The 19,981-nt window shown below is 71.9% G+C and carries 19 protein-coding genes and 1 tRNA gene; 9 read left to right on the top strand and 11 right to left on the bottom strand.

What is annotated here, in order from left to right:
• Window positions 1–3: 3 nt before the first annotated feature.
• The 5 genes from BJ999_RS25010 to BJ999_RS24990 form a co-directional block, all read right to left on the bottom strand.
• Window positions 4–1,239: an AAA family ATPase gene (locus BJ999_RS25010; protein WP_229810364.1), complete on the bottom strand. Its 1,236-nt coding sequence runs from the start codon at window positions 1,237–1,239 to the stop codon at window positions 4–6.
• The gene (locus BJ999_RS43700; protein ID WP_218935212.1) at window positions 1,236–3,089 is read right to left on the bottom strand and encodes an ankyrin repeat domain-containing protein; all 1,854 of its coding nucleotides are present in this window, start codon (window positions 3,087–3,089) and stop codon (window positions 1,236–1,238) included. Before BJ999_RS43700 ends, BJ999_RS25010 begins: the two co-directional genes overlap by 4 nt.
• Window positions 3,086–4,219, bottom strand: coding sequence for a leucine-rich repeat domain-containing protein (locus BJ999_RS25000; RefSeq protein ID WP_179835546.1), 1,134 nt, complete (start codon window positions 4,217–4,219; stop codon window positions 3,086–3,088). Before BJ999_RS25000 ends, BJ999_RS43700 begins: the two co-directional genes overlap by 4 nt.
• On the bottom strand, window positions 4,219–5,739 hold the full coding sequence (locus BJ999_RS24995) for an SDR family NAD(P)-dependent oxidoreductase (protein ID WP_229810365.1): 1,521 nt from the start codon (window positions 5,737–5,739) through the stop codon (window positions 4,219–4,221). The genes BJ999_RS25000 and BJ999_RS24995 overlap by 1 nt, the downstream gene beginning before the upstream one ends.
• A 38-nt stretch (window positions 5,740–5,777) precedes the next feature.
• A tRNA-OTHER gene (locus BJ999_RS24990) sits at window positions 5,778–5,849 on the bottom strand.
• Window positions 5,850–6,087: 238 nt separating this feature from the next.
• Between BJ999_RS24990 and BJ999_RS24985 the strand changes: the two genes are divergently transcribed.
• Window positions 6,088–6,456: an avidin-fold protein gene (locus BJ999_RS24985; RefSeq protein ID WP_229810366.1), complete on the top strand. Its 369-nt coding sequence runs from the start codon at window positions 6,088–6,090 to the stop codon at window positions 6,454–6,456.
• On the opposite strand, the gene BJ999_RS24980 is transcribed toward BJ999_RS24985, so the two are convergent.
• Entirely contained in the window at window positions 6,440–7,060 is a 621-nt protein-coding gene (locus tag BJ999_RS24980; protein WP_179835545.1) for an Lrp/AsnC family transcriptional regulator, read from the bottom strand. The genes BJ999_RS24985 and BJ999_RS24980 overlap by 17 nt on opposite strands.
• Before the next feature lie 129 nt (window positions 7,061–7,189).
• Between BJ999_RS24980 and BJ999_RS24975 the strand changes: the two genes are divergently transcribed.
• The 6 genes from BJ999_RS24975 (at window position 7,190) to BJ999_RS24950 (ending at window position 13,412) form a co-directional block, all read left to right on the top strand.
• Complete coding sequence (locus BJ999_RS24975) at window positions 7,190–8,776, top strand: ABC transporter substrate-binding protein (protein ID WP_179835544.1); 1,587 nt, start codon at window positions 7,190–7,192, stop codon at window positions 8,774–8,776.
• An 80-nt stretch (window positions 8,777–8,856) separates the two neighbouring features.
• Window positions 8,857–9,867 carry an ABC transporter permease gene (locus BJ999_RS24970; protein ID WP_229810367.1) on the top strand — a complete coding sequence of 337 codons (1,011 nt, stop codon included), beginning with the start codon at window positions 8,857–8,859 and terminating at the stop codon, window positions 9,865–9,867.
• Window positions 9,864–10,709 (top strand): ABC transporter permease, encoded by an 846-nt coding sequence (locus BJ999_RS24965; RefSeq protein ID WP_179835542.1) that lies wholly within the window; start codon window positions 9,864–9,866, stop codon window positions 10,707–10,709. Before BJ999_RS24970 ends, BJ999_RS24965 begins: the two co-directional genes overlap by 4 nt.
• A complete protein-coding gene (locus BJ999_RS24960) occupies window positions 10,706–11,482 on the top strand; it encodes an ABC transporter ATP-binding protein (RefSeq protein WP_179835541.1) in 777 nt (258 codons plus the stop codon). The genes BJ999_RS24965 and BJ999_RS24960 overlap by 4 nt, the downstream gene beginning before the upstream one ends.
• Window positions 11,479–12,426, top strand: coding sequence for an ABC transporter ATP-binding protein (locus BJ999_RS24955; RefSeq protein ID WP_179835540.1), 948 nt, complete (start codon window positions 11,479–11,481; stop codon window positions 12,424–12,426). The genes BJ999_RS24960 and BJ999_RS24955 overlap by 4 nt, the downstream gene beginning before the upstream one ends.
• Window positions 12,423–13,412 (top strand): M24 family metallopeptidase, encoded by a 990-nt coding sequence (locus BJ999_RS24950; protein ID WP_229810368.1) that lies wholly within the window; start codon window positions 12,423–12,425, stop codon window positions 13,410–13,412. The genes BJ999_RS24955 and BJ999_RS24950 overlap by 4 nt, the downstream gene beginning before the upstream one ends.
• 72 nt (window positions 13,413–13,484) lie before the next feature.
• Here BJ999_RS24950 and BJ999_RS24945 read toward each other — a convergent pair whose 3' ends face one another.
• From BJ999_RS24945 to pdxR, 3 genes are all read right to left on the bottom strand, one after another.
• Window positions 13,485–14,033, bottom strand: a complete 549-nt coding sequence (locus BJ999_RS24945) for a hypothetical protein (RefSeq protein WP_179835539.1) — start codon at window positions 14,031–14,033, stop codon at window positions 13,485–13,487.
• A gap of 476 nt (window positions 14,034–14,509) precedes the next feature.
• Window positions 14,510–14,902, bottom strand: a complete 393-nt coding sequence (locus BJ999_RS24940; RefSeq protein ID WP_179835538.1) for a cupin domain-containing protein — start codon at window positions 14,900–14,902, stop codon at window positions 14,510–14,512.
• A 70-nt stretch (window positions 14,903–14,972) separates the two neighbouring features.
• Window positions 14,973–16,394 carry a MocR-like pyridoxine biosynthesis transcription factor PdxR gene (pdxR, locus tag BJ999_RS24935; RefSeq protein WP_218935211.1) on the bottom strand — a complete coding sequence of 474 codons (1,422 nt, stop codon included), beginning with the start codon at window positions 16,392–16,394 and terminating at the stop codon, window positions 14,973–14,975.
• A gap of 119 nt (window positions 16,395–16,513) precedes the next feature.
• Between pdxR and BJ999_RS24930 the strand changes: the two genes are divergently transcribed.
• A complete protein-coding gene (locus BJ999_RS24930) occupies window positions 16,514–17,398 on the top strand; it encodes an NAD-dependent epimerase/dehydratase family protein (protein WP_179835537.1) in 885 nt (294 codons plus the stop codon).
• 222 nt (window positions 17,399–17,620) lie between these two features.
• Here the strand turns inward: BJ999_RS24930 and BJ999_RS24925 are convergent, their stop codons facing one another.
• Entirely contained in the window at window positions 17,621–18,553 is a 933-nt protein-coding gene (locus BJ999_RS24925) for an NmrA/HSCARG family protein (protein WP_218935210.1), read from the bottom strand.
• A gap of 115 nt (window positions 18,554–18,668) precedes the next feature.
• Between BJ999_RS24925 and BJ999_RS24920 the strand changes: the two genes are divergently transcribed.
• Entirely contained in the window at window positions 18,669–19,247 is a 579-nt protein-coding gene (locus tag BJ999_RS24920) for a TetR/AcrR family transcriptional regulator (protein WP_229810370.1), read from the top strand.
• A 304-nt stretch (window positions 19,248–19,551) separates the two neighbouring features.
• On the opposite strand, the gene BJ999_RS24915 is transcribed toward BJ999_RS24920, so the two are convergent.
• Complete coding sequence (locus tag BJ999_RS24915; protein ID WP_179835535.1) at window positions 19,552–19,950, bottom strand: VOC family protein; 399 nt, start codon at window positions 19,948–19,950, stop codon at window positions 19,552–19,554.
• Between the last annotated feature and the right edge of the window lie 31 nt (window positions 19,951–19,981).

Below are 19,981 nucleotides of genomic sequence, written 5' to 3'. Positions count from 1 at the left end.
GGGTCAGGAGCCGCCCGGCAGCGCACCGGACAACTGGAGCAGATCGAGGAACGCGTCGATGCCGGTCGGGACCGGCCAGTCGGTGTCGCGCAGCGCCGCCAGGTCCGCGGCGGCCCGGGCGGCGACGTCGGGGACCCCGGCCTCGACGGCCTTGGCCAGCACCGTCCACCCCGCCTCCCAGCGTCGCCGGGTGAGGTCGCTCTGCACCGCCGAGACGACGGCCGTCAGGAAGGCGAGCTGCCGGTCGCCCCGCGCCGGCAGCGCGAAGGCGGCCGGATCGGCCAGGACGCGGTCCGGATCGGGCAGGTCGAGGTTCTCCAGGTAGTTCAGCAGCTCCAGGCCCGCGCCGTCGCCCACCGCGCCCACGAGGGCGGCCGCGACCGCCTTCTGCCCGGCGTTGGTGGCGTAGCCGACCGCCAGCAGCCGCAGGGCCATCTCCCAGGTACGCGGCGACGGCCAGGCGAGGCCCCGGCTCTCCGCGTCGCCGGGCAGGTGATGGGCCAGGCCGGGCCTGGCGGTGAGGAACCCGGAGATCGTCCCGCGGGCGCGGGCGACCGCGCTGGACACCCGGGCAGGATCGACGACGGGTACGGGCACGGCCGGCCAGGTGCCGGCCATGCCGCGCGCGACCGTCCGCGGGTCGTGCGTCCATCGCAGGTGGACGAACCGGTTCGCCAGCGGCGGGCTGAGGTGCCAGCCGTCCGCGGCGCTGGAGGGCGGGTTCGCGGCGGCGACCACGCGGACGGGCTCGGGCAGCGCCAGGCTGCCGACCCGGCGTTCGAGGACGACCCGCAGGAGCGCCGCCTGGACGGCGGGGGGAGCGGAGGACAGTTCGTCGAAGAACACGATGCCGCGCCCGGACGCGGCCAGCCGGACCGCCCAGTCCGGCGGGGCCATCGGCACGCCGGTGGCGGCGGGGTCGTCACCGATGATCGGCAGGCCGGCGAAGTCCGACGGCTCGTGCACGCTGGCGATGACCGTCTCCAGCGGGACGCCGAGCCCGGTCGCCAGCTGCCGCAGGCCGGCCGACTTGCCGATCCCCGGCTCGCCCCACAGCAGCACGGGCAGGTTCGCCGACACCGCGAGCGCCAGCGCCTCCAACTGCGGGTCCGCGGCCGGCTCCGTGCGCGGTGACCCGAGACGGCGGCCCAGCTCGTCGGCGGCGGCCAGCGGGTCCGGGGCGGAGTTCTCGTCGGGGGCGTTGGCCGGTCCTAGGGACGACGTACTGATGGTGCTCACTCCTCCTCGGCGATCTCTGGATGCTCGCGCTCGATCCGTTCCACGATGAAGTCCAGAGCGTCGGGGTCTCGGTTCAGCCAGCGGATCAGCCAGAGGAGCGACACGTCCTCACCGTGGATCTCGCCGGTCACGTCGATCCGCGCCCCCGCGGCGAGCAGCGCCCGGACGAGTGCCACCGAGCCGTTCCCGCAGATCGCGGCGAAGAGCGGCGTTCGCTGCTCCCGGTCCCGGGCGTCGATGTCGAGGCCCGCCCCCAGGAGCCGCGCGAGCAGGCCCTCGTCGCCGAGGTGCCGCAGCGTGTGGGCCGATGTGCGGCGCCGGTCGCCGATCACGTGTGGGTCGGCGCCGGGATCGAGCAGGTGCAGCATGTGGAGCAGGGTGCGCCCCTGCCCGTCGCGGACGTGCGGATCCACGCCGGCGTCCAGCAGCCGCAGGACTCCGGGGAGGTCACCGTGCTGGACCCGGGCGAACAGTTCGTCTCGCTGGTGGCGCAGTGCTTTGGGCAACCGTCCCTTTCCGGTCGTCCACGCGTCCTGTGCGGCGAAGCACCCGGCCACGGCGCCGCCGAACGCCCGCATGGCGCTCTCACGCCGCCGTTCCTCGGCGCTGTGCGGGATGTGGAGGACGCCGTCACGGAAGGACGTCTCGTGCCATTCGCCGCGGCAGCGGATCCGGACCGGTGCGGGGAGGTCCCCGGCGGGCGGTCCCGCCGGGTCGCCGGCGGGGGCACGATCCGGGAACAGGGCATCGCGGACCAGCGGGTGCAGCCGCTCCGGCGGGAAGCCGTCCCGCAGGAGGTCGAGATCGGGCAGGCGGCGCCAGCACGCCTCGGGAAGCACGACGTCGGCGGGCTCGTCACCGGCCTCGAACTCAACGACCCGGGCGCGCAGACCCGCGTCCGCTCCGCCGGTCTCGAAGAGGATCGCCGCGTACTGCCGGTAGGGGATCCAGAACGAGTCGGTCCCCACCGTGGCCGCCAGGCGGCGAATCTCCGTCTCCAGCCGGGACGGGGCGAGGGGCATCCGCGCGAAGACCTCGAGCGGGTCCACACTGCTCACCTTGTAGTAGGGCTCGACCTCGACCGGCGTGGTGTCCAGATCGATGCCGGCGGCCGCGAACGCCGCCTCCACTTCGCCGCGCTCGTGCAGCAGCGTGACCCATTCGGTGAACGCCGCCGGATCGGCGCGACCGGGATCGGCGGCGGGCAGCTCCGCCGCCGTGCGGGGCGTGCCGTCGCCGTGGAGGAACGGGATCCCGTCCTCGCCCCCGCCACAGCGTTCACGCAGCTCGTCGGCGTGGCGCGCGTCCCACAGGTGACGAGACGTGCTCCAGTCCTGAACGACGTCACGCCAGAACGCGCAGTAGGCCCAGTCGGTCTCCAGGTAGGTGTCCGTGGGCTGGACCGACCCGACGTACAGGCGAAGCCGCTGAGGGCCGTGGGCCATCCAGTGGGGCGTGCCGAGGTGCAGGCAGGGGGCGTCCGGGTCCTCGCCCAGCCGCCCGAGGACCATCTGCTGGTCGGGGACGATCGTCGTGCGGCCGCGGTCGAGCCGGGGCAGGTGCCAGCGCAGCAGGTCCGGGGCGAAATGGCACAGGTCGCCCTCGAGTTGGGCCGCGACGGCGGCGCCGTGCTCGCGGACGATGTCGGCCAGGTCGAACGCGACGTCCACGTTCGCGGCGGCGCAGGCGCCGCGCCAGTCCCCGGCGAGACGTCGCTCGGTCGCCTGCTCGATCATCCACCCGGGCACGGCGTACCGCCGGATCCGCCGCAACCGCGACGCCTCGTGCGGCGGGAAGGAGCGGGACGGCGTACGGGGCGGGAGCCCGGCCGGTGGAGCCGCCGCGCTCACCGGTAGAGGCTCCCGATCGCGTGCAGATCCGGGTGGGTCCGGGCGGTCGGGCGGAGACGCGGCGCCAGCGCCCGCTTCACCCGGCGGGGCACACCCGGACCGAACCCGACATATTCCAGTCGGGTGTCCTCGGGAACGGCGGCCAGCACGGCCTTGGCACCGCGACCGGTGATCCCGGTGCGCCGCAGTTCCAGCCGGCGCAGCGGGCTGCCTGGCAGCGCGGCGGCCAGTATCGCCGCGCCGGTGTCCCCGGTGGCGTTGGCGCGCGCGCCGAGACTCCGCTCGGACGGCGGGCGGCCGAGGTCCAGCGCCTCGATGCCGCCGAGGGCGTCGGCCAGCGCGCGGGCGCCCCCCGGCCCGATGCCGTTGCCGCCGAGACCCAGCCGCACGGGCCGCGCGGGGTCGGCCGCCGCGGCGAGCACGGCGGCGCCGGTGTCGCCGAGATGGTTCGCCGGAAGGTACAGCTCACGGACACCGGCGTCCTTGATCAGCGCGGCCAGCAGGTCGGCCGACTCCGGGCCCAGCCCGTTACCGCCCAGGAACAGCCGCTCGACGGGACCGGTCCGCTCGGCCAGCACGTCCAGCAGCGCTCGCAGCCCGTCCCGTGTGAGCCCGGTGTTGACCAGGTCGAGGGTGCGGATCGTCGTGTTCCGCCGCAGCATCGCGGCGAGGGCGCGGACGCCGGCGTCGCCGACCGGGTTCCGTTTGAGCCACAGGGCGCGCACGGTCGCGTCCGTGGCCAGGCGACGGGCGAGCATCTCGGCGCCGGACGCGTCGATGCGGTTGCAGCCGAGATACAGGGTCTCCAAGCCGTGGCCGGGGACCAGCGCGTCGGCGACCGCCCGCGCTCCGTCGCCGCCGATGGCGTTGGTACCGAGCAGCACATGGACGGCGAGCGGAGAGGCCGCCGCGGCCGGGAGCAGCCGGGCCGCCCCGGCCGGTCCGAGGCCCTGCTTGCACAGGTCGACCCGGCCGTCGGGGCGCAGGGTGCCGAGGGGAAAGGTCTCGTCGGTCACCACGGGGGCCGACGCGGCCAGCCGTGCGAGCAGCGGATCGAGGTCCGCCGGGTCGGCCGGCGGCACGTCGGGGTGCTCGATCGCCGGGCACCGTACGGGCGTGGGCTCTGTCATCACCAATCCACGGGTCGGTAGTCCTTCAGGAACAGGCCGGACACCCGCTCCCCGCCGACACCGCGCACGATCGGGTCGTAGACCCGGGCGGCGCCGTCGATGACGTCCAGCGGCGGGCGGAACCCCGCCTCCCGCTGCGCGGTCTTGTCCGGATGGGGGCGTTCGTCGGTGACCCAGCCGGTGTCCACGCTGCTCATGTGGATCCCCGAGGCCGCGTAGTCGGCGGCGGCGGTGCGGGTCAGCATGTTCAGGGCGGCCTTGGCCATGTTCGTGTGCGGGTGCCGGACGGTCTTGTGCTCCCGGGAGAAGCTGCCCTCCATCGCCGAGACCTGCACGACGTACCGGTCCGGCCACGGCGAGGCCTCGAGCAGGCCGCGGAGCCGGGACGTCAGCAGGAACGGCGCGAAGGAGTTCACCAGCTGGACCTCCAGCCACTCGGCCGGATCGACCTCGTGCAGGCGCAGACTCCAGCTGTTGCGGTCGCGCAGGTCGAGCGGCTGACCGGTCTCGTCGGTGCGGTCGGCGGGGAACAGCGCCTCAAGGACATCCCGCCCGGTCGGGGCGGCGGCCTCTCCGGCGTGCGCGCGCCCGGTGCCTGAGACGGCTTCGAGCGCCGGGGCGGCGAGGGGGGCCGGCGCGGGGACGTCGAACCTGGCCGGCGGCGCGTCCACCACAGCGATCCGGGCCGCCAGGCCCCTCAGCGGCTCGGTCTCCGCCGCCCGGACCCCGCGATGGTAGGCGGCGGGCCGGCGGATCGTCTGGGCGGCGTTGTTGACGAGGATGTCGAGGTGGGTGAAGCGCCGGTGGACGGACTCCAGCAGGCCGGCCACGGCCGCCAGGTCGAGCAGGTCGACACCGTGGACGTGGACCCGGTCCGCCCAGTCCGCGGCGTCGGGGACGGCCGCGAGCCGGCGGGCGGCGTCCCGCGGGAAGCGGGTCGTGACCAGCACCTCCGCGCCGTCGCGCAGCAGCTTCAGCGCCAGCTGGAAACCGATCTTCACCCGGCCGCCGGTCACGATCGCCCGGCGGCCGCGCAGGTCGCATCGGGCGTGCCGGCGAGCGAGGTTCTCCTCGGCGCATTCCGGGCAGAGCAGGTGGTACTCCCGATGCACCTGCCGGTAGGCGGACTTGCAGACGTAGCAGCGCCGCGTCCCCCTGAGCATCCGGCCGGCCTGCCCGGAACCGATCGACGGCTCCGGCTCGGACGCACCGGCCGGGTCCGGGGGGCCCGTCGAGACCGCCGGCCGTACGGGTGCCGAGGAGGGATCCTGCTCCCGGTAGCGCGCCGTCGCCGCCGCGGCCTCGTGGTCGTGACGCCTGCGCTCGGCGTGGCGGGCCGCCTTGCGCGCCTTCTTGCCCGCCCGATGCACCTGGGCCGCGGCCTCGTGCACCGCCGCCCACCGGGGGTCGGCCGGATCCGCCTCGCGGGCCTGGGCCATGATCCGCAGGCAGGTCTCGATCTCGGTCCGGTCGGGACCGGATCGCGGCGTCGGCGTCCCGGCCAGGTTGGGGTCGACCACCACCGCTGACCTTCCGCCGACAGTCAATGCCCTGAGGGCAAGGCTGGTCGGATTCGAACCGACGTCCTCCAACCCGCTGTAAGGCGCGACGACCTCTGCGCTACAGCCTTGCCGCCGATGATCTTAGCGAACCACTCGGACGACACGTGACCCAATCGGCGAACAGCGCAGACCCGGCGCCACACCCCTCCCCGACACAGGGCCGGCGCACCCCGGAAGGGGCGGCCCGAGACGGATTGGCGTGGCGGTCACGTATCGCGGACGGTTCGTCCAGGAGGTGCGCGGTTCTGCGACGATGCGTTCAGGCGCGATTGCGTGCGACGCGGAACCCGGCACGATGATGACACCGTGAACAAAGATGATCTTTTCAATCTGGACGGCCGGCGGTTCGCGATGGTCAGCTCCACCGCGAGCCGCGTGGACCCTGCCGCGCCCACATGCTTCGCCTACACGGAGGCCGACGGCGTGGTGTGGGGCAGTTACGAAGGCGACACCGTGGTCCACGGCCGGTTCGTGGGGGCCCGGCGCGGGGCCGAGGTCCGGCTGAACTACGTGCATCTGACCAGGCAGAGCGCTGATCCGGTCGCCGGGTCCAGCACGAACCGGATCGAGTTCCTGCCGGACGGCCGGATCCGGCTGGTGGAGGAGTTCCAGTTCGACGGGGACGCCACGCCCCAGGTCAGCGTCTGCGAGGAGATCGTCAGGGGAGGTCTTTGAGCTTGGCCCGCCCGGCGTCCGCGCGAATGAAGCGCATCCGTCCCAGGGCGACCGGGCCGGGGCCGGGCTCCGCCTCCGGCTTCGCCGGGGTGTAGTCGGACGGCAGCACGAACGGACGGCGGATCACCTCGTCGAGGATGAGCACGGTCTCGCTGGCCTTCACGGCCGGGATGCCGGCCAGGCGTTCGGAGACCAGGCGATGCACGGCGGCGACGTCGGTGGCCCGGATCTGGATCATCGCGTCGTGCTGGCCGGTGGTGATCGCGCAGTACTCGACCTCGGGCATCAGCGACAGCTGGGCTCGGAACTGCGGCCACATCTGCTGCCGGACGGTGACGAAGATCAGCGCGCAGATGCCGAGGCCGGTGCGGACGGGGTCGACCTGCGCGGTGAACCGGCTGATCACGCCGCTGGTGCGCAGCGCCTCGAAGCGCATGTAGGCGTTGGCCCGGGAGATCCCGACCCGCTGGGCGAGGGCCGCGATGGAGATCCGGCCGTCCTGGCGCAGGACCTCCAGCATCTTGAGGTTGATCGAATCCAGCTCGGTGCGGATCTGTCCAGGTTCGGGCCCCCTATGAGGTGGTCTGTGCGACGCTTTGTCCATGGATCCGTTGCCTTCTCTCGCTTTATCTTGACTTTTGCTGGTTGCGTAGACGTTCCGCCGGAAGTCTCGCACCATCGGACTTCGTCGTCCAGAAGCAGAGAACTACCTGACGGAGCCCCGGAGGCCGCGATGCCGATCACGAGTGGAACCACACGGCGGGCGGCGTTGTCCGTCCTCGTGGCCGCAGCACTCAGCCTGACCGCCTGCTCGGGAGGGGACGAGACGTCTTCATCGTCCGGGGGCGGCAAGGCCCTGGTCATCGACACCTCGTTCAACCTCAAGACCGCGGACCCGGGACGGATGTACGAGCAGACCGGCCTGCTCATCGACCGGGCCCTCTACGACACACTGCTCGGCTTCAAGGGCTCCGACGTCAGCAAGCCGGTGCCGGCGCTGGCGGAGTCGTACGAGCTGTCCAAGGACGGCAAGAAGCTCACCCTCACGTTGCGCCAGGACGCGGTCTTCTCCGACGGCAGCCCCGTGACCGCCGACGACGTGGTGTTCTCGCTCGACCGGGTCCGCGATCTCAAGGGCAACCCGTCGTTCCTCCTCGACGGAGTGAAGGTCGAGAAGACCGACGACAAGACCATCACCCTGGTGTCGGCCAAGCCCAACCCGTCGCTGCCGTTCATCCTGCCGAACCCGGCGCTCGGCATCCTCAACTCCAAGGTCGTCAAGGCCAACGGGGGTGCCGCGAGCCCCGCAGACGGGGCGGAGAAGTACCTGAACGGGCAGTCGGCCGGGTCCGGCCCGTACATGCTGGAGTCCTTCAACGCCGCCACACAGGTCGTGCTCAAGGCCAACCCCAAGTACTGGGGCGCCACCAAACCGGTCTACAAGCGGGTCGTGCTGCGCAACGTCCAGTCGCAGACCCAGAAGTTGAACGTGCAGCGCGGGGACAGCCAGATCGCGGTGGACCTGACGGCCGACCAGGCCCAGGGCATCGGCGGCGGCACGCAGGTCGTCAAGGGCGCGTCCGCCAACGTGTTCTTCCTGCTGACCAACCGGAACGCGTCCGTCAGCAAGATCACCTCTAATCCCCGGTTCGCCGAGGCCGTCAGCAAGGGCGTGGACTACGCGGGGCTGCTGGAACTTGCCGGCGAGGGCTCGGTGCAGGCGGCCGGCATCGTGCCGTCCATGATCAACGGCTCGCTGCCCGCGGCGCAGGCGCCCAAGCGCGACGTCGCCGGCGCCAAGGCGGCGCTCGCCGCCGGTGGGATCACCAACCCCAGGGTCAAGCTGGAGTTCCCCAGCGACTTCACGCTCAACGGCCTGTCCTTCCAGCCGCTGGCCGAGCGCATCCAGGCCAATCTGAAGGAGGTCGGCATCACCGTCGACCTCGTCCCCGCGCCGATCGCGACCGCGCTGGAGAGCTACCGCGACGGCAAGGAGGAGATGGGTCTGTGGTGGTGGAGCCCGGACTACCCGGACGCCAGCAACTACCTCGCCTTCCTGCCCGGCGGGCTGATCGGCGAGCGCGCGGGCTGGAAGAAGGGCGCGGACAAGGCGCTGGAGGACGCCGGCGCCAAGGCCGCGACCACCATCGGCGATGACCGGTTCGCCCAGTACCACCAGATCCAGACCCAGCTCAACGCGCGCGGCCCGATCGTGCCGCTGATGCAGCCGAGCCAGCGCCTGGTCACCGCCGGATCGCTGACCGGCCTGGCGGTCAACCCGGTGTGGACCTTCGAGATCGCGGCGCTCGGCAGCAAATGAAACCCCATCACCCGTCGGACGAGCGGACGACCGACCGCCGCCGGCCACCCGGCGCCCGGTGGTGGTCACGGTATCCGCTGATGCGGTTCCTGGTCCGGCGGCTGGCGGTCTCCGTACTGCTCGCCGTCGGGGTCACCCTGGTCACCTTCGTCCTGACCAACATGGTGCCCGGTGACCCGGCCACCGCGAACCTCGGCCAGCAGGCGCTCTCCAACCCGGCGATCGTCCAGCAGTTCCGGGAGGAGCACGGCCTCGACAAGCCGTTGCCGGTGCAGTACGCGACCTACATGGGCGGCCTCGTCCGCGGCGACCTCGGCGAGTCGCAGCAGAGCCACCGCCCGGTCGCCGACGACCTGCAGGAGTTCGTCCCCGCGACGTTCGAGCTGGCCGGCACGGCGCTGCTGGTGTCGCTGCTGGTCGGCGTCGCGTTCGGAGTGATCGCGGCGTTGCGCCGGGACCGGCTCGTGGACCAGGTCCTGCGGGTGACCAGCCTGGCCGGCGTCTCGGTGCCGACGTTCTGGCTGGCGCTGCTGGCCTTCTACCTCTTCTTCTACAAGTTCGGGCTGGCGCCGGGCTCCGGCAGGCTCTCCCCGGCCATGGCGCCTCCTCCGCACACCACCGGCCTCTACACGGTGGACGCGGCGCTCGCCGGCCAGTGGGACGTCTTCGCCAGCGCCGTCGGCCACCTCGTTCTGCCCGCGCTGGTGCTCGCCGCTTACACGATCGGCCTGCTCACCAGGTTCACGCGGTCGGCCGTGCTGGAGGTGCTCGGCCAGGACTACGTGCGGGCCGCCAGAGCCAAGGGGCTGCCCGGCCGCACCGTCCTGTTCCGGTACACGCTGCGCGCCGCGCTGGTGCCGGTCATCACGGTGGCGGGGCTGGCCTTCGGCAGCCTGCTGTCCGGCACCGTGCTCGTCGAGGCGATCTACGCCTGGCCCGGCATCGGCGAGTACGCGTACAAGAGCGCGACCACCCTCGACCTGCCCGCGGTGATGGGCGTCGGTCTCGTCGTGGGCGTGATCTACGTGGTCGTCAACCTGGTGGTGGACATGCTGTACGGCGTCATCGACCCGAGAGTGAGGCACACGTGAGCCGCCGGGTACCGGAGGCATGGCGCAAGCCGCTCGCCGTCGTCGGCCTCGTCATCGCGGCGGCATGGCTGGTCGTGGTGCTCGCCGCGCCGCTGCTCGCGCCGCACGACCCGCTGAGCCAGGCCTTCCCGCGGCTCCAGGCACCGAGCGGAGCGCACTGGTTCGGCACCGACGAACTCGGGCGCGACGTCCTCAGCCGGGTGCTGTACGGCGCACGCCTGTCCATCCCGCTCACCCTGCTGCTGGTCGTGATGTCCGTCGTCATCGGCGGGCTGCTGGGGGCGTGCGCCGGCTACTTCGGCCGCTGGCTGGACGAGACGATCATGCGGGTGGCGGACCTGGTGTTCGCGTTCCCCACCGTCATCCTCGCGATGGCCGTGGCCGCCTCGCTCGGCGCCAGTCTGCGCAACGCGGTGCTGGCCGTGCTCGTCGTGTCCTGGCCCGCGTACGCCCGGGTCACCCGCGGCCTGGTGCTCGGCGTCCGGTCCCGCGAATTCGTGATCAGCGGGCGGCTGCTCGGGTTCTCGGCGTGGCGCTCGCTGCGCACCGACGTGCTGCCGAACGTGACCGGACCGGTCCTGGTGCTGGCCACCCTCGACATCGGCACCCAGCTCCTGCTGCTGTCGGGACTGTCGTTCCTCGGACTCGGCGCCAAGCCGCCCACCGCCGAATGGGGCTCGATGGTGGCTTCGGCCACGCACGTGTTCGACAAGTGGTGGGTCGGAGTGTTCCCCGGCCTGGCCATCCTGACGGTGGTGCTGGCCTTCAACTTCCTCGGTGACACGATGCGCGACGCGCTCGACCCGCGCACCGCACGGGCGATCAAGGAGCGAGCGCTGTGACCCTGCTGAACATCGAGGGGCTCACCGTCGAGCTGGGGGGACGGCAGATCATCCGCGGGGTCGACCTCGTGCTGGAACCGGGCCGCATCCACGGGCTGGCGGGCGAGAGCGGCTCCGGGAAGACCATGACGGGGCTGGGTGTCATGGGACTGCTTCCGCATGGCGCGCGCACCGGCGGGCGGATCCTGTTCGACGGAACCGACCTGCTGGCCCTCCCGCCCAAGAAGATGAACGCGCTGCGCGGCAGCGAGATCGGCATGGTCTTCCAGGACCAGTCGACGAGCCTGCACCCCATGCTCTCGATCGGCCGCCAGCTCACCGACCACATGCGTCACCATCTGAAGCTGGACAAGGCCGAGGCGCACCGCCGCGCGGTCGAACTGCTGACGAGGGTGCGCATCCCGGACGCCGACGGCGCGCTCAGGCGGTACCCCCACCAGTTCTCCGGCGGCATGCGCCAGCGCATCGCGATCGCGGCCGCGCTGGCCTGCGACCCCAAGGTCCTGATCGCGGACGAGCCGACCACCGCGCTCGACGTGACCGTCCAGGCCGGCGTGCTGCGCCTCCTGCGCGGCCTGTGCGACGAACTCGGACTCGCCGTCCTGCTGGTCACCCACGACCTGGGCGTCATGTCGGCGGTGGCCGACACGATCAGCGTGATGCGGGCGGGCCTGCTGGTCGAGACCGGCGCGCGTGCCCAGGTCATGCGCGAGCCCGCCGACCAGTACACCCGAATGCTGCTGGACGCGCTGCCGGAGCGGAGCACTTCATGAAACTGCTGGACGGCGCCGAACCGGCGCCCGCCACGTCGCTGCTGGCCGTCGAGAACCTGGTGGTCGACCATCGCAGCCCGGACCGGCCCCCGGTGCGGGCGGTGGCGGGTGTCGACCTGTCCGTCGCGCCCGGCGAGGTCGTCGGCCTGGTCGGCGAGTCGGGCTGCGGAAAGTCCACGCTGGCACGCGCCATCTGCGGGATCGTCCGCCCGTCCGGCGGTTCCATCGGGTTCGAGGGCCGCCCGGTGACGCCGCTCGGCCTGCGCCGCCGCGATCCCGCGCTGACCCGGATCCAGATGGTGTTCCAGGACCCGTTCGCGTCGCTGAACCCGCGCCGCCGGGTCGGCGGCCAGATCGCCGACGGCCGGCGCGGCGGCCCGACCCCTGGCGAGTTGCTGGAACGGGTCGGGCTGTCGGCCGACATGGCCGCCCGCTACCCGCACGAGTTCTCCGGCGGGCAGCGGCAGCGCATCGCCATCGCCCGCGCCCTGGCCGCCCGCCCCTCCCTGCTGATCGGCGACGAGCCGATCTCCGCGCTGGACGCCTCCGCCCAGGCGCAGGTCGCGGGGCTGATGCGGTCGCTGACCCTCGAGTCGGGGGCGGGGCTGCTCTTCATCAGCCACGACCTGTCGGTCGTCCGGATGATCGCGGACCGGATCGCGGTCATGTACCTGGGCAAGATCGTCGAGATCGGCCGTACCGCCGAGGTCTGGGCCGACCCGAAACACCCCTACACCCGGGCCCTGCTGGCCGCCATCCCCGCGCCGGACGGCGCGGGCACGCTTCCCGACGAGTTGCCCGGCGACGTGCCGGACCCCGCGTCGCCGCCGTCCGGCTGCCGGTTCCACCCGCGCTGTCCCCACGCCATGGAGATCTGCTCGCGGCGTGAACCGGTGCAGGAGCGCGGGGTGGCCTGCTGGCTCTACGACTCGGCGCCGCAGTGAGCCACGACCGCATGGAGCGGGTGCGGGCCCGCATGATCGAGCACGAGGTGGACGTCCTCGTCCTGCGGCCTTCCTCGAACCTGCGGTACCTGGCCGACTCGGCGCGGCACGGCTTCCTCGTCATCACGCCGGACGGCCCGCCCGCGCATGTGCCCGATGCCTCGTCCCTGATCCCGGTGGGTGCGCGGGTCGCCATAGACCCCCAGATGCCCGCGCATGAACTGCTGTCCATCCAGGAGCGGCTCGGCCCCCAGACTCTGTTCGCCTCGGCCGAACCGCTCCTCGCACCACTGCGGATGCGCAAGTCCGACGCCGAGATCGCGGCCATGGAACGCGCGGCCATCGCCGCCGACCGGGCCGTGGCGATGGCCGCCGAACTGCGCTGGTCCGGCACCACCGAACGAGAGATGGCGCGGCTGCTGCGCCTGCTGCTGCTGGAGACCGGCCACGACGAGGTCACGCTCGTCACCGTCGCGGCGGGGGAGCACTCCGCCGCCCCGTATCACCGGCCCACCGAACGGGTGATCAACCCGGGCGACGCGGTCCTGGTCAACATCGGCGGACGGCACGAGGGCTACTGCTCCGACATCACCCGGATGTTCGTCGTGGCCGAGCCGCCAGAGGACTTCGAGGCCATGTACTCCGTCGTGCTCGCCGTCCACAGCGCCGCCTGCGAGGCGGTGCGCCCCGGCGTCACCGCCGCCGAGATCGACGAGGTTTGCCGCACCGCCATCGCGGCCAGCGGGTACGGGCTGTTCTTCGTCCATCGGACGGGCCACGGGGTCGGCCTCGACCAGTTCGAACCGCCCTACCTGACCTCGGAGGACCAGACCGTCATCGAGCCCGGCATGACCATGTCCGTCCAGCCCGCCATCTACCTTCCGGGACTGTACGGTGCGCGGATCGAGGACGTCGTCGTCTGCACCGACATCGGAGCCCGCCGCCTGAACCAGAGCCCGCGCCTGCTCATCGTCACCGACCGCTGAACGAGCGCCCTCCCCGGGACCGCCTCGGCGCCGAGCCGGTGAGACGTGATCTCGCCAGGTCTACGGGCACCCTTACGCGCTGGGCTGGTCGTCCTCAAGGACGCTGCGAATCCGGCTCCATGCGTGTTCGAGGTCGGTGTCGGGTGCGGGTTCGAAGACGAGCACGCCGTCGCCGAGATCGAGCGTGAGGACCGGATCGCCCGCTTCGGTGAGCATCGGCTCGCTCGTCTCCACCCCGTACGGGGCCTCCAGGACGCTCATCTCGGCGTCACCGCGCGGATCGAACATCAGCAGTCCCGGCGCCACCCACAGGGCACCGCGCAGCAGAGCCTTCTCGGGCACGGCGACCCGGTCGTACGGCAGCGGCCCGCACAACCGGCCGATCAGGCAGAGCCGGGGGCGCCGGCCCGCGGTCAACTCGGCCACGATCTCGTCGGTGTCGCCGAGGCCTGGCGGGATGACGTAGAACGCCAGCCCTGGCCGTGGACCGGTCAACTCGCGACGGTACGAACGCAGCGACGGACGGCGATGGAACATCCGATCGGCCATGGGCCGCAGGAGCAGGCCACCGGCGAACCCCAGCGCGGCGCAGACGAGGGCCGAGACGACGAAAGACAGCACGTCGGCCTAGCTTCGCCCTGTGGTTGCCGCGTGAACGGCACCGGCCCGCCCGATGAGCCACCCCTTGAAACGCCAACGCAGACACGCATCGGAACGGTGCGGCCGACGGCTCCGGATGCCCGCACCTGCGGTGTCCGTTAGAGGAACAGTCAAAGACACCCTCCTGCGCGAACGTGAGCAACTGTCGGAAGTCTGAAATCCCGACCATCGGATTGAAAGTCCGGGGCTGTTATATCAGAGCGGTGCTCTGGGGTTCCGCATCGTTTCGGGCCGGCTGATGTCCTTGGCCTTGATCAGCTTCGCCTGTTCCAGTGCGCTGAGATCGTGATTGGCTCAGGTGGTCTCCGAGGGGTGCACGGGGCAGGTCAGGCCGGACATTGATCTGACCGCCCGGCGCGGCCTCGGGCGGTCCACGGTCGGCTTCGTACTACGCCATCAGGGCAATCGGCCTCGATCTGGCCCGACTGCGCCGTGGGTCATCGGAGCGCGCGACGGTGCTGGCGGAGCTTCAACTCCTCCTCGTCCACCAGCGTGAGCATCGGCTGGCCCGGAATGCACATCATCACGACGACGAAGCGGCTCCACTCGCCTGCGAGGTTGTTCGCGGCCTGGTAGTGGATCACGTCACCGCCGGGCTCCCAGAACGCCTCTCCCGCGCGGACGACCCGCTCGGGCTCGCCCTCCAACTCGAAGATCATCTCCCCTTCGAGCATGTAGCCGAAGACGGGACCGGCATGGCGGTGCGGAGGGGTGCCCGGGTCGCCGGGCGGGAGTTCGATGAGGACGGTCGACGCGCACGCCCCCTCGGGAACATGGGGGTGCTGTTCCTGAAGGACGGTCAGGACGGTGTTGGACGGTGAACTCTGCATACTCGGAGGTTAGGCGCCGAACGGTCCATCCGATTGGGCCGTTCGAGCCCCGGAAGATTGGGCCGATCGGTCAGGAGCGATGAAGGCGCGCGAGGCAGGTGACGAGTGCCTCGATCGCCGCCGCGTATCTGGACGCGGAGGGGGCGCCGTAGCCGACCACCAACGAGGTGCGCGGCCGGACGGGAGCCGAGCGCAGGTACGCGCTCAAAGGGTGGAGCTCGACCGACGCGGCGCGCAGTTCCCGGGTCACGGTCATCTCGTCCGGTGCCCCCGCGGGTAGTTCGAGGATGGCCTGCACGCCCGCCTGGACTCCGAGGAGGTGCGCGCCCGGCAGCCGCGACCGTACGGCCTCGGCGAACAGGTCGCGGCGCCGCCGATACTCGCGGCGGACCGTGCGCAGGTGCCGGTCGTAGTCGCCTGCCTCGATCATCCGGGCGAGCGCGAGCTGTTCGAGCGGGCTGGTTCCGCGCGCCCGGCGCTTGGCCTCGGTGAGCGGATCGAGAAGATGCGGGGGGCAGGCGATCCACCCGAGCCGCACTCCGGGTCCCAGGCTCTTGCTCGTCGATCCCGCGTAGACGACCCGGGTCGGACGGCGGGCCTGGAGCGCGCCGATGGGACGCCGGTCGTAGCGGAACTCACCGTCGTAGTCGTCCTCGACGATCCAGCCGAGTCCCTCGTCCGCCCAGGCGAGCAGTTCGGCGCGGCGCGCGGGCGACATGCTCATGCCCAGCGGAAACTGGTGCGCCGGCGTGCAGACCAGGGCCTGCGCGCCGGAGGCGACCAGGGCGCTTGAGGAGACCCCGTCGGCGTCGATGGGAAGATCCGCGACGTCCAGCCGGGAGGCGACGATCGAAACATGGTCGCCGACGGCCGGGTCCTCCATGCCGACCGTCCTCACCCCGAGCTGGGCGAAGACCTCGGTGAGCAGGCCCACCGCCTGCGTGAACCCGGAACAGACGATCAGGTGGGACGGGTCGACGCGGACACCGCGCACCCGCCCGAGGTAGGCGGCGAGGGTTCGGCGGAGCTCCATCCGCCCCCGCGGATCGCCTGCTCCGAAGGTGTCGGCGGGTGCCTCGCGCAGCACGTGGCGCATCGCGCGGGACCAGGCGGCACGCGGGAAGGTGTGGGTGTCCGGGCGGCCGGGGCGCAGGTCGTGAGACGTCGGCGACGACGTGGAGGAGGGCCGCCGGGCGGTCGCGGGCGTGGAAGCGCCGGCGGCGACGCGGGTGCCCGACCCCGAGCGGGCGGTGAGCCACCCCTCGGCGACGAGCTGCTCGTACGCCGCCGCCACCGTGCCCCGCGCCAGACCGAGGTGGAGGGCGAGGTCCCTGCTGGAGGGCAGGCGCGTCCCGGTGGGGAGCCGCCCGTCCCGGATGGCGCTCCGCAGGGCATCCTCGACGGCCTGGCGGCGCCTGCCGCGAGCGGGCACGTCCAGCAGGAGTTCCAGCCCGGCGGGCCGCTCGACGCGTGCATCTCCAGCCGGGTCCAAGTGGTCCAATCCTTCGCTCGTCGAATGGCCCATTTTATTGGAGGCGTTCGTTTCTACGGTGGCGGTACCCATGCGGCCGCCATCTCGGCGCTGTTCCGTGTCATTGGAAGGATCTCGCTGTGCATGTCTTTGTCGCCGGTGCCACCGGGGCCGTCGGTGCCCTCCTGGTGCCCCTTCTGATCGATGGCGGGCACCAGGTCACCGGGACGGCCCGCACCGAGGCGGGCCTTGGAAGGCTGCGTGCTCAGGGGGCGGTGCCGGTCCAGGTGGACGTGTTCGACGCCGACGGGCTCCGCGGCGCCCTCGAGTCCGCGTCACCGGACACGGTGATCCACCAGTTGACCGCCCTGGCCGGGGGCTCGCCCGCGGACAACGGCCGTATTCGCCGGGAGGGCACCCGCAATCTGGTCGACTCCGCCAGGAAGGCCGGCGTCAAGCGCGTCATCGCGCAGTCGGTCGCATGGGCGTACGAGCCCGGCGACGGGCCGGCCGACGAGACCGTCCGCCTCGACGAGGCGGACCCGTCCAGAGCGACCCTGGTGGGCGGGGTCCGCGCGTTGGAGGAGGCGGTCGCGGAGTCGGAGGAGTATGTCGTCCTGCGGTACGGCGTCCTCTACGGGCCGAGGACCTGGTACTCGCCGGGCGGGATGGCCGCCGACAAGCTCGCCGGACGGCTTCCCGCCGACGATCCGGCCGCCGTGCTGCTCGGGGGTCTTCGAGCCGACGACGCGGTGACCTCCTTCGTGCATGCGGCGGATGCCGCGAGGGCGGCGGTCGACGCTCTGGACTGGCCGAGCGGCGTGGTCAACATCGTCGACGACGAGCCTGCGGCGGGGCGGGACTGGCTGCCGGTCCTGGCCGAAGTGCTCGGAGTCCCTGTGCCGCCCGCCGAGACCGGCGGAGCCCGCTGGCAGCGCGGTGCCCGCAACACCCGGGCCCGTTCCCTCGGGTGGCGGCCGCAGTACCCGACCTGGCGTTCGGGCTTTCCCGCGATGCCGTCCTGACGCGGACCGCAGGACGGGCGGGACGCCCGGCGGCGGCGCTCATGACCGGCGCGACGGTGGCTGCGGCGTCGGCCGCTAGGGCCTGCCGAGCGGCCCGCCACCACGTGAGGACGGCGAGACCGTGTTCTGCGCGTCGACGAGCGGCGCCACGGCGTGCTGCGCCATGTACGGGGGCATGATCTGATCTGCGGCGACGGCCGATCCTCGACTCCGATGACTCGCTCACGCGCCTTGGTCGGCGGTGCGCGCGGAACTCAGGAACGCGGCGATCTGGGTCGCGCCGGTGCGTTCCAGCCAGGTGTCGAAGTCCATCGCGGCGGGGTGGATGCGCCGGGTGGCGGCGATGTCCGTCCGGTAGCCGAGTTCGTTGAGCCATTGGTTGGCGTAGGCGAAGTCCTCGCTGACGTTCCGGATCGTTTCGAGCGGGATCTGGACGTACGGCAGCGGGATGCCGAGCGCCGTTCCGATGGCCTCGGCGACCTGGACCGGGGTGAGCTCCTCGGCGGCCAGGGAGACCGCCCGGCCGATCCACTCGTGCGGCTCGGCGAAGGCCGCCGCGGCGATGGCGCCGACGTCGTCGACGGCGATGAGCTGCTGGACGGTGTCCGGTGCGACTCCGCTGGTCAGGGTTCCGTTCCGCAGCGCATAGCCGCCGGTGAAGTTCTCCATGAAGGACACCGGCCGCAGGATCGTCGCAGGGAGGCCGAGCTCGGCGATGCGCTGCTCGATCCGCCACTTGCCGACCAGGTTCACCGGCACCTTCTCGCTGAGATGACGGTCCGCGCCGGCGACCGAGGTGAACACCAGGTGTCCGACGTCGGCGGCCTGCGCGGCTTCGGCGACGTGCACGCCCCAGCGCACCTCGTCCTCGGTGGTGAAGTCCGGTGCGGTGCCCGGTGAGCCGACCGTGGGCTGCACGCTGAACAGCCCCCATGCGCCCTCGGCCGCGGAGACCAGGGAACCGGCGTCCTCCATCCGTGCCCGCACGATCTGCGCACCGGCCCGCACCAGCGCCCGGGCAGGGGCCGCGTCCGGATCGCGAGTGAGCGCCCGCACCCGCCAGCCGTCGCGCAGCAGGTGACGTGTCACGGCCCCTCCCTGCAACCCGGTCGCTCCTACCACCGCGACCGTCTTGTTCGTCGGTGCCACTGTCATCTCCTCAGGTGAAGCCGCAGAAGGGCGTCCCATCCCACAAGTGGGGTGCCACCCCAGTTAGTGGCCGCTACGATATGGGGGGCCACCCCGTTTAGCAAGCAGTCAGGAGCCGCTCATGGCCGACGCCGACACGCCACCCGGGCAGCAGATGCGTGCCGACGCCCGCCGCAACGTCGGCCGGATCGTGGCCGCCGCGGAGGCCCTCATCGCCGAGCGCGGCGCCGAGGCGTCCCTGGAGGAGATCGCCCGCCGGGCCGGAGTCGGCTCGGCCACCCTGCACCGGCACTTCCCCACGCGGTGGGCGCTCCTGGAAGCGGTCTTCAAGGACCGGGTCGCGGCGCTCTGCGCCCAGGCCGACGCCCTGGTCACCGCCGCCGATCCGGGAGAAGCGCTGTTCACCTGGCTCCGCGCCGTCGGCGTCCACGCCGCGGCCAACCGCGGACTGAGCACGTCACTGACGCGCCACGGTGGCGACCCGACACTCGGCGGCACCTGTCACGACATGGTGGTCAACGCGGGCGCGCAACTCCTCACCCGCGCCCAGGCGGCCAACGCCGTGCGCCCTGAGATCACCATCGTCCATCTGCTGAAACTCGTCGGCGCCATCTCCCTGGCCAGCGAGCACGAAGCCGACGGCCCCTCCGAGGCGGACCACCTGCTGGCGATCGCCATCGACGGAGTCCGGCCGCGCTGAGCAGCCTGCGAACGCGCGTTGTGCGAGGTCGGGCCACAGCGCATCCGATGCTCGATCGACCGAGGTCATCGATCACAGGAACTGTCATGACGTACGAGGCGGTCGGCGTCGAGGCGCTGTTCGGTGCCGACTATGCGAACGAGGGGGAACGTCACAATCCCTGTTGTTCGTACTCCTACGCCCTGTTCAACCCCGACACGCCCTACACAACCAGGGCATTGATACGTGCATGTCCCAGTCGAATCCTGACATGCGCATACCCTGATATGCCTGGCACCGGCGGCGCCGCATCCCCGACAGGAAATCAGATGTCGGCTTCGATGGCGAAGGTGTTGCCGTCCGGGTCCTGGAACCAGGCGATACGCCCGCCGCCGGCCCGAGCGGTGATCCCCTTGGCATCGTGTTCGTACTGGTCGTAGCGGACGAACTCGACGCCGGACGAGGTGAGTTCGTCCACGATCTGGTCGATGTCGTCGACGTACCACGTCGCCAGTGTGGCCGGGGTCTTCCCGGCGGTGACCGACTGGTACACGTTCAGCGCCGGCCCACCGCCAGAACCGTAGACGCGGCTGCCCCCGGTGATGTGAGCGCTGGGGCCCGAATGCAGCACCGGCAGGCCCAGCCTGCCTTCGTAGAACTCGGCCGCCTTCTGTATGTCGGACACGGCGATCGAAGTCCTGAGCTCGTGCGTTCTCAAGGGCATGACTCACTCTTTCACAGTTCCGGAACTCGGC

This window comes from Actinomadura citrea (genome assembly GCF_013409045.1).
Taxonomy (GTDB): Bacteria; Actinomycetota; Actinomycetes; order Streptosporangiales; family Streptosporangiaceae; genus Spirillospora; species Spirillospora citrea.
The sequence above is the reverse complement of the archived record's forward strand: the minus strand, read 5'-3'. Positions and strand labels throughout refer to the sequence as shown.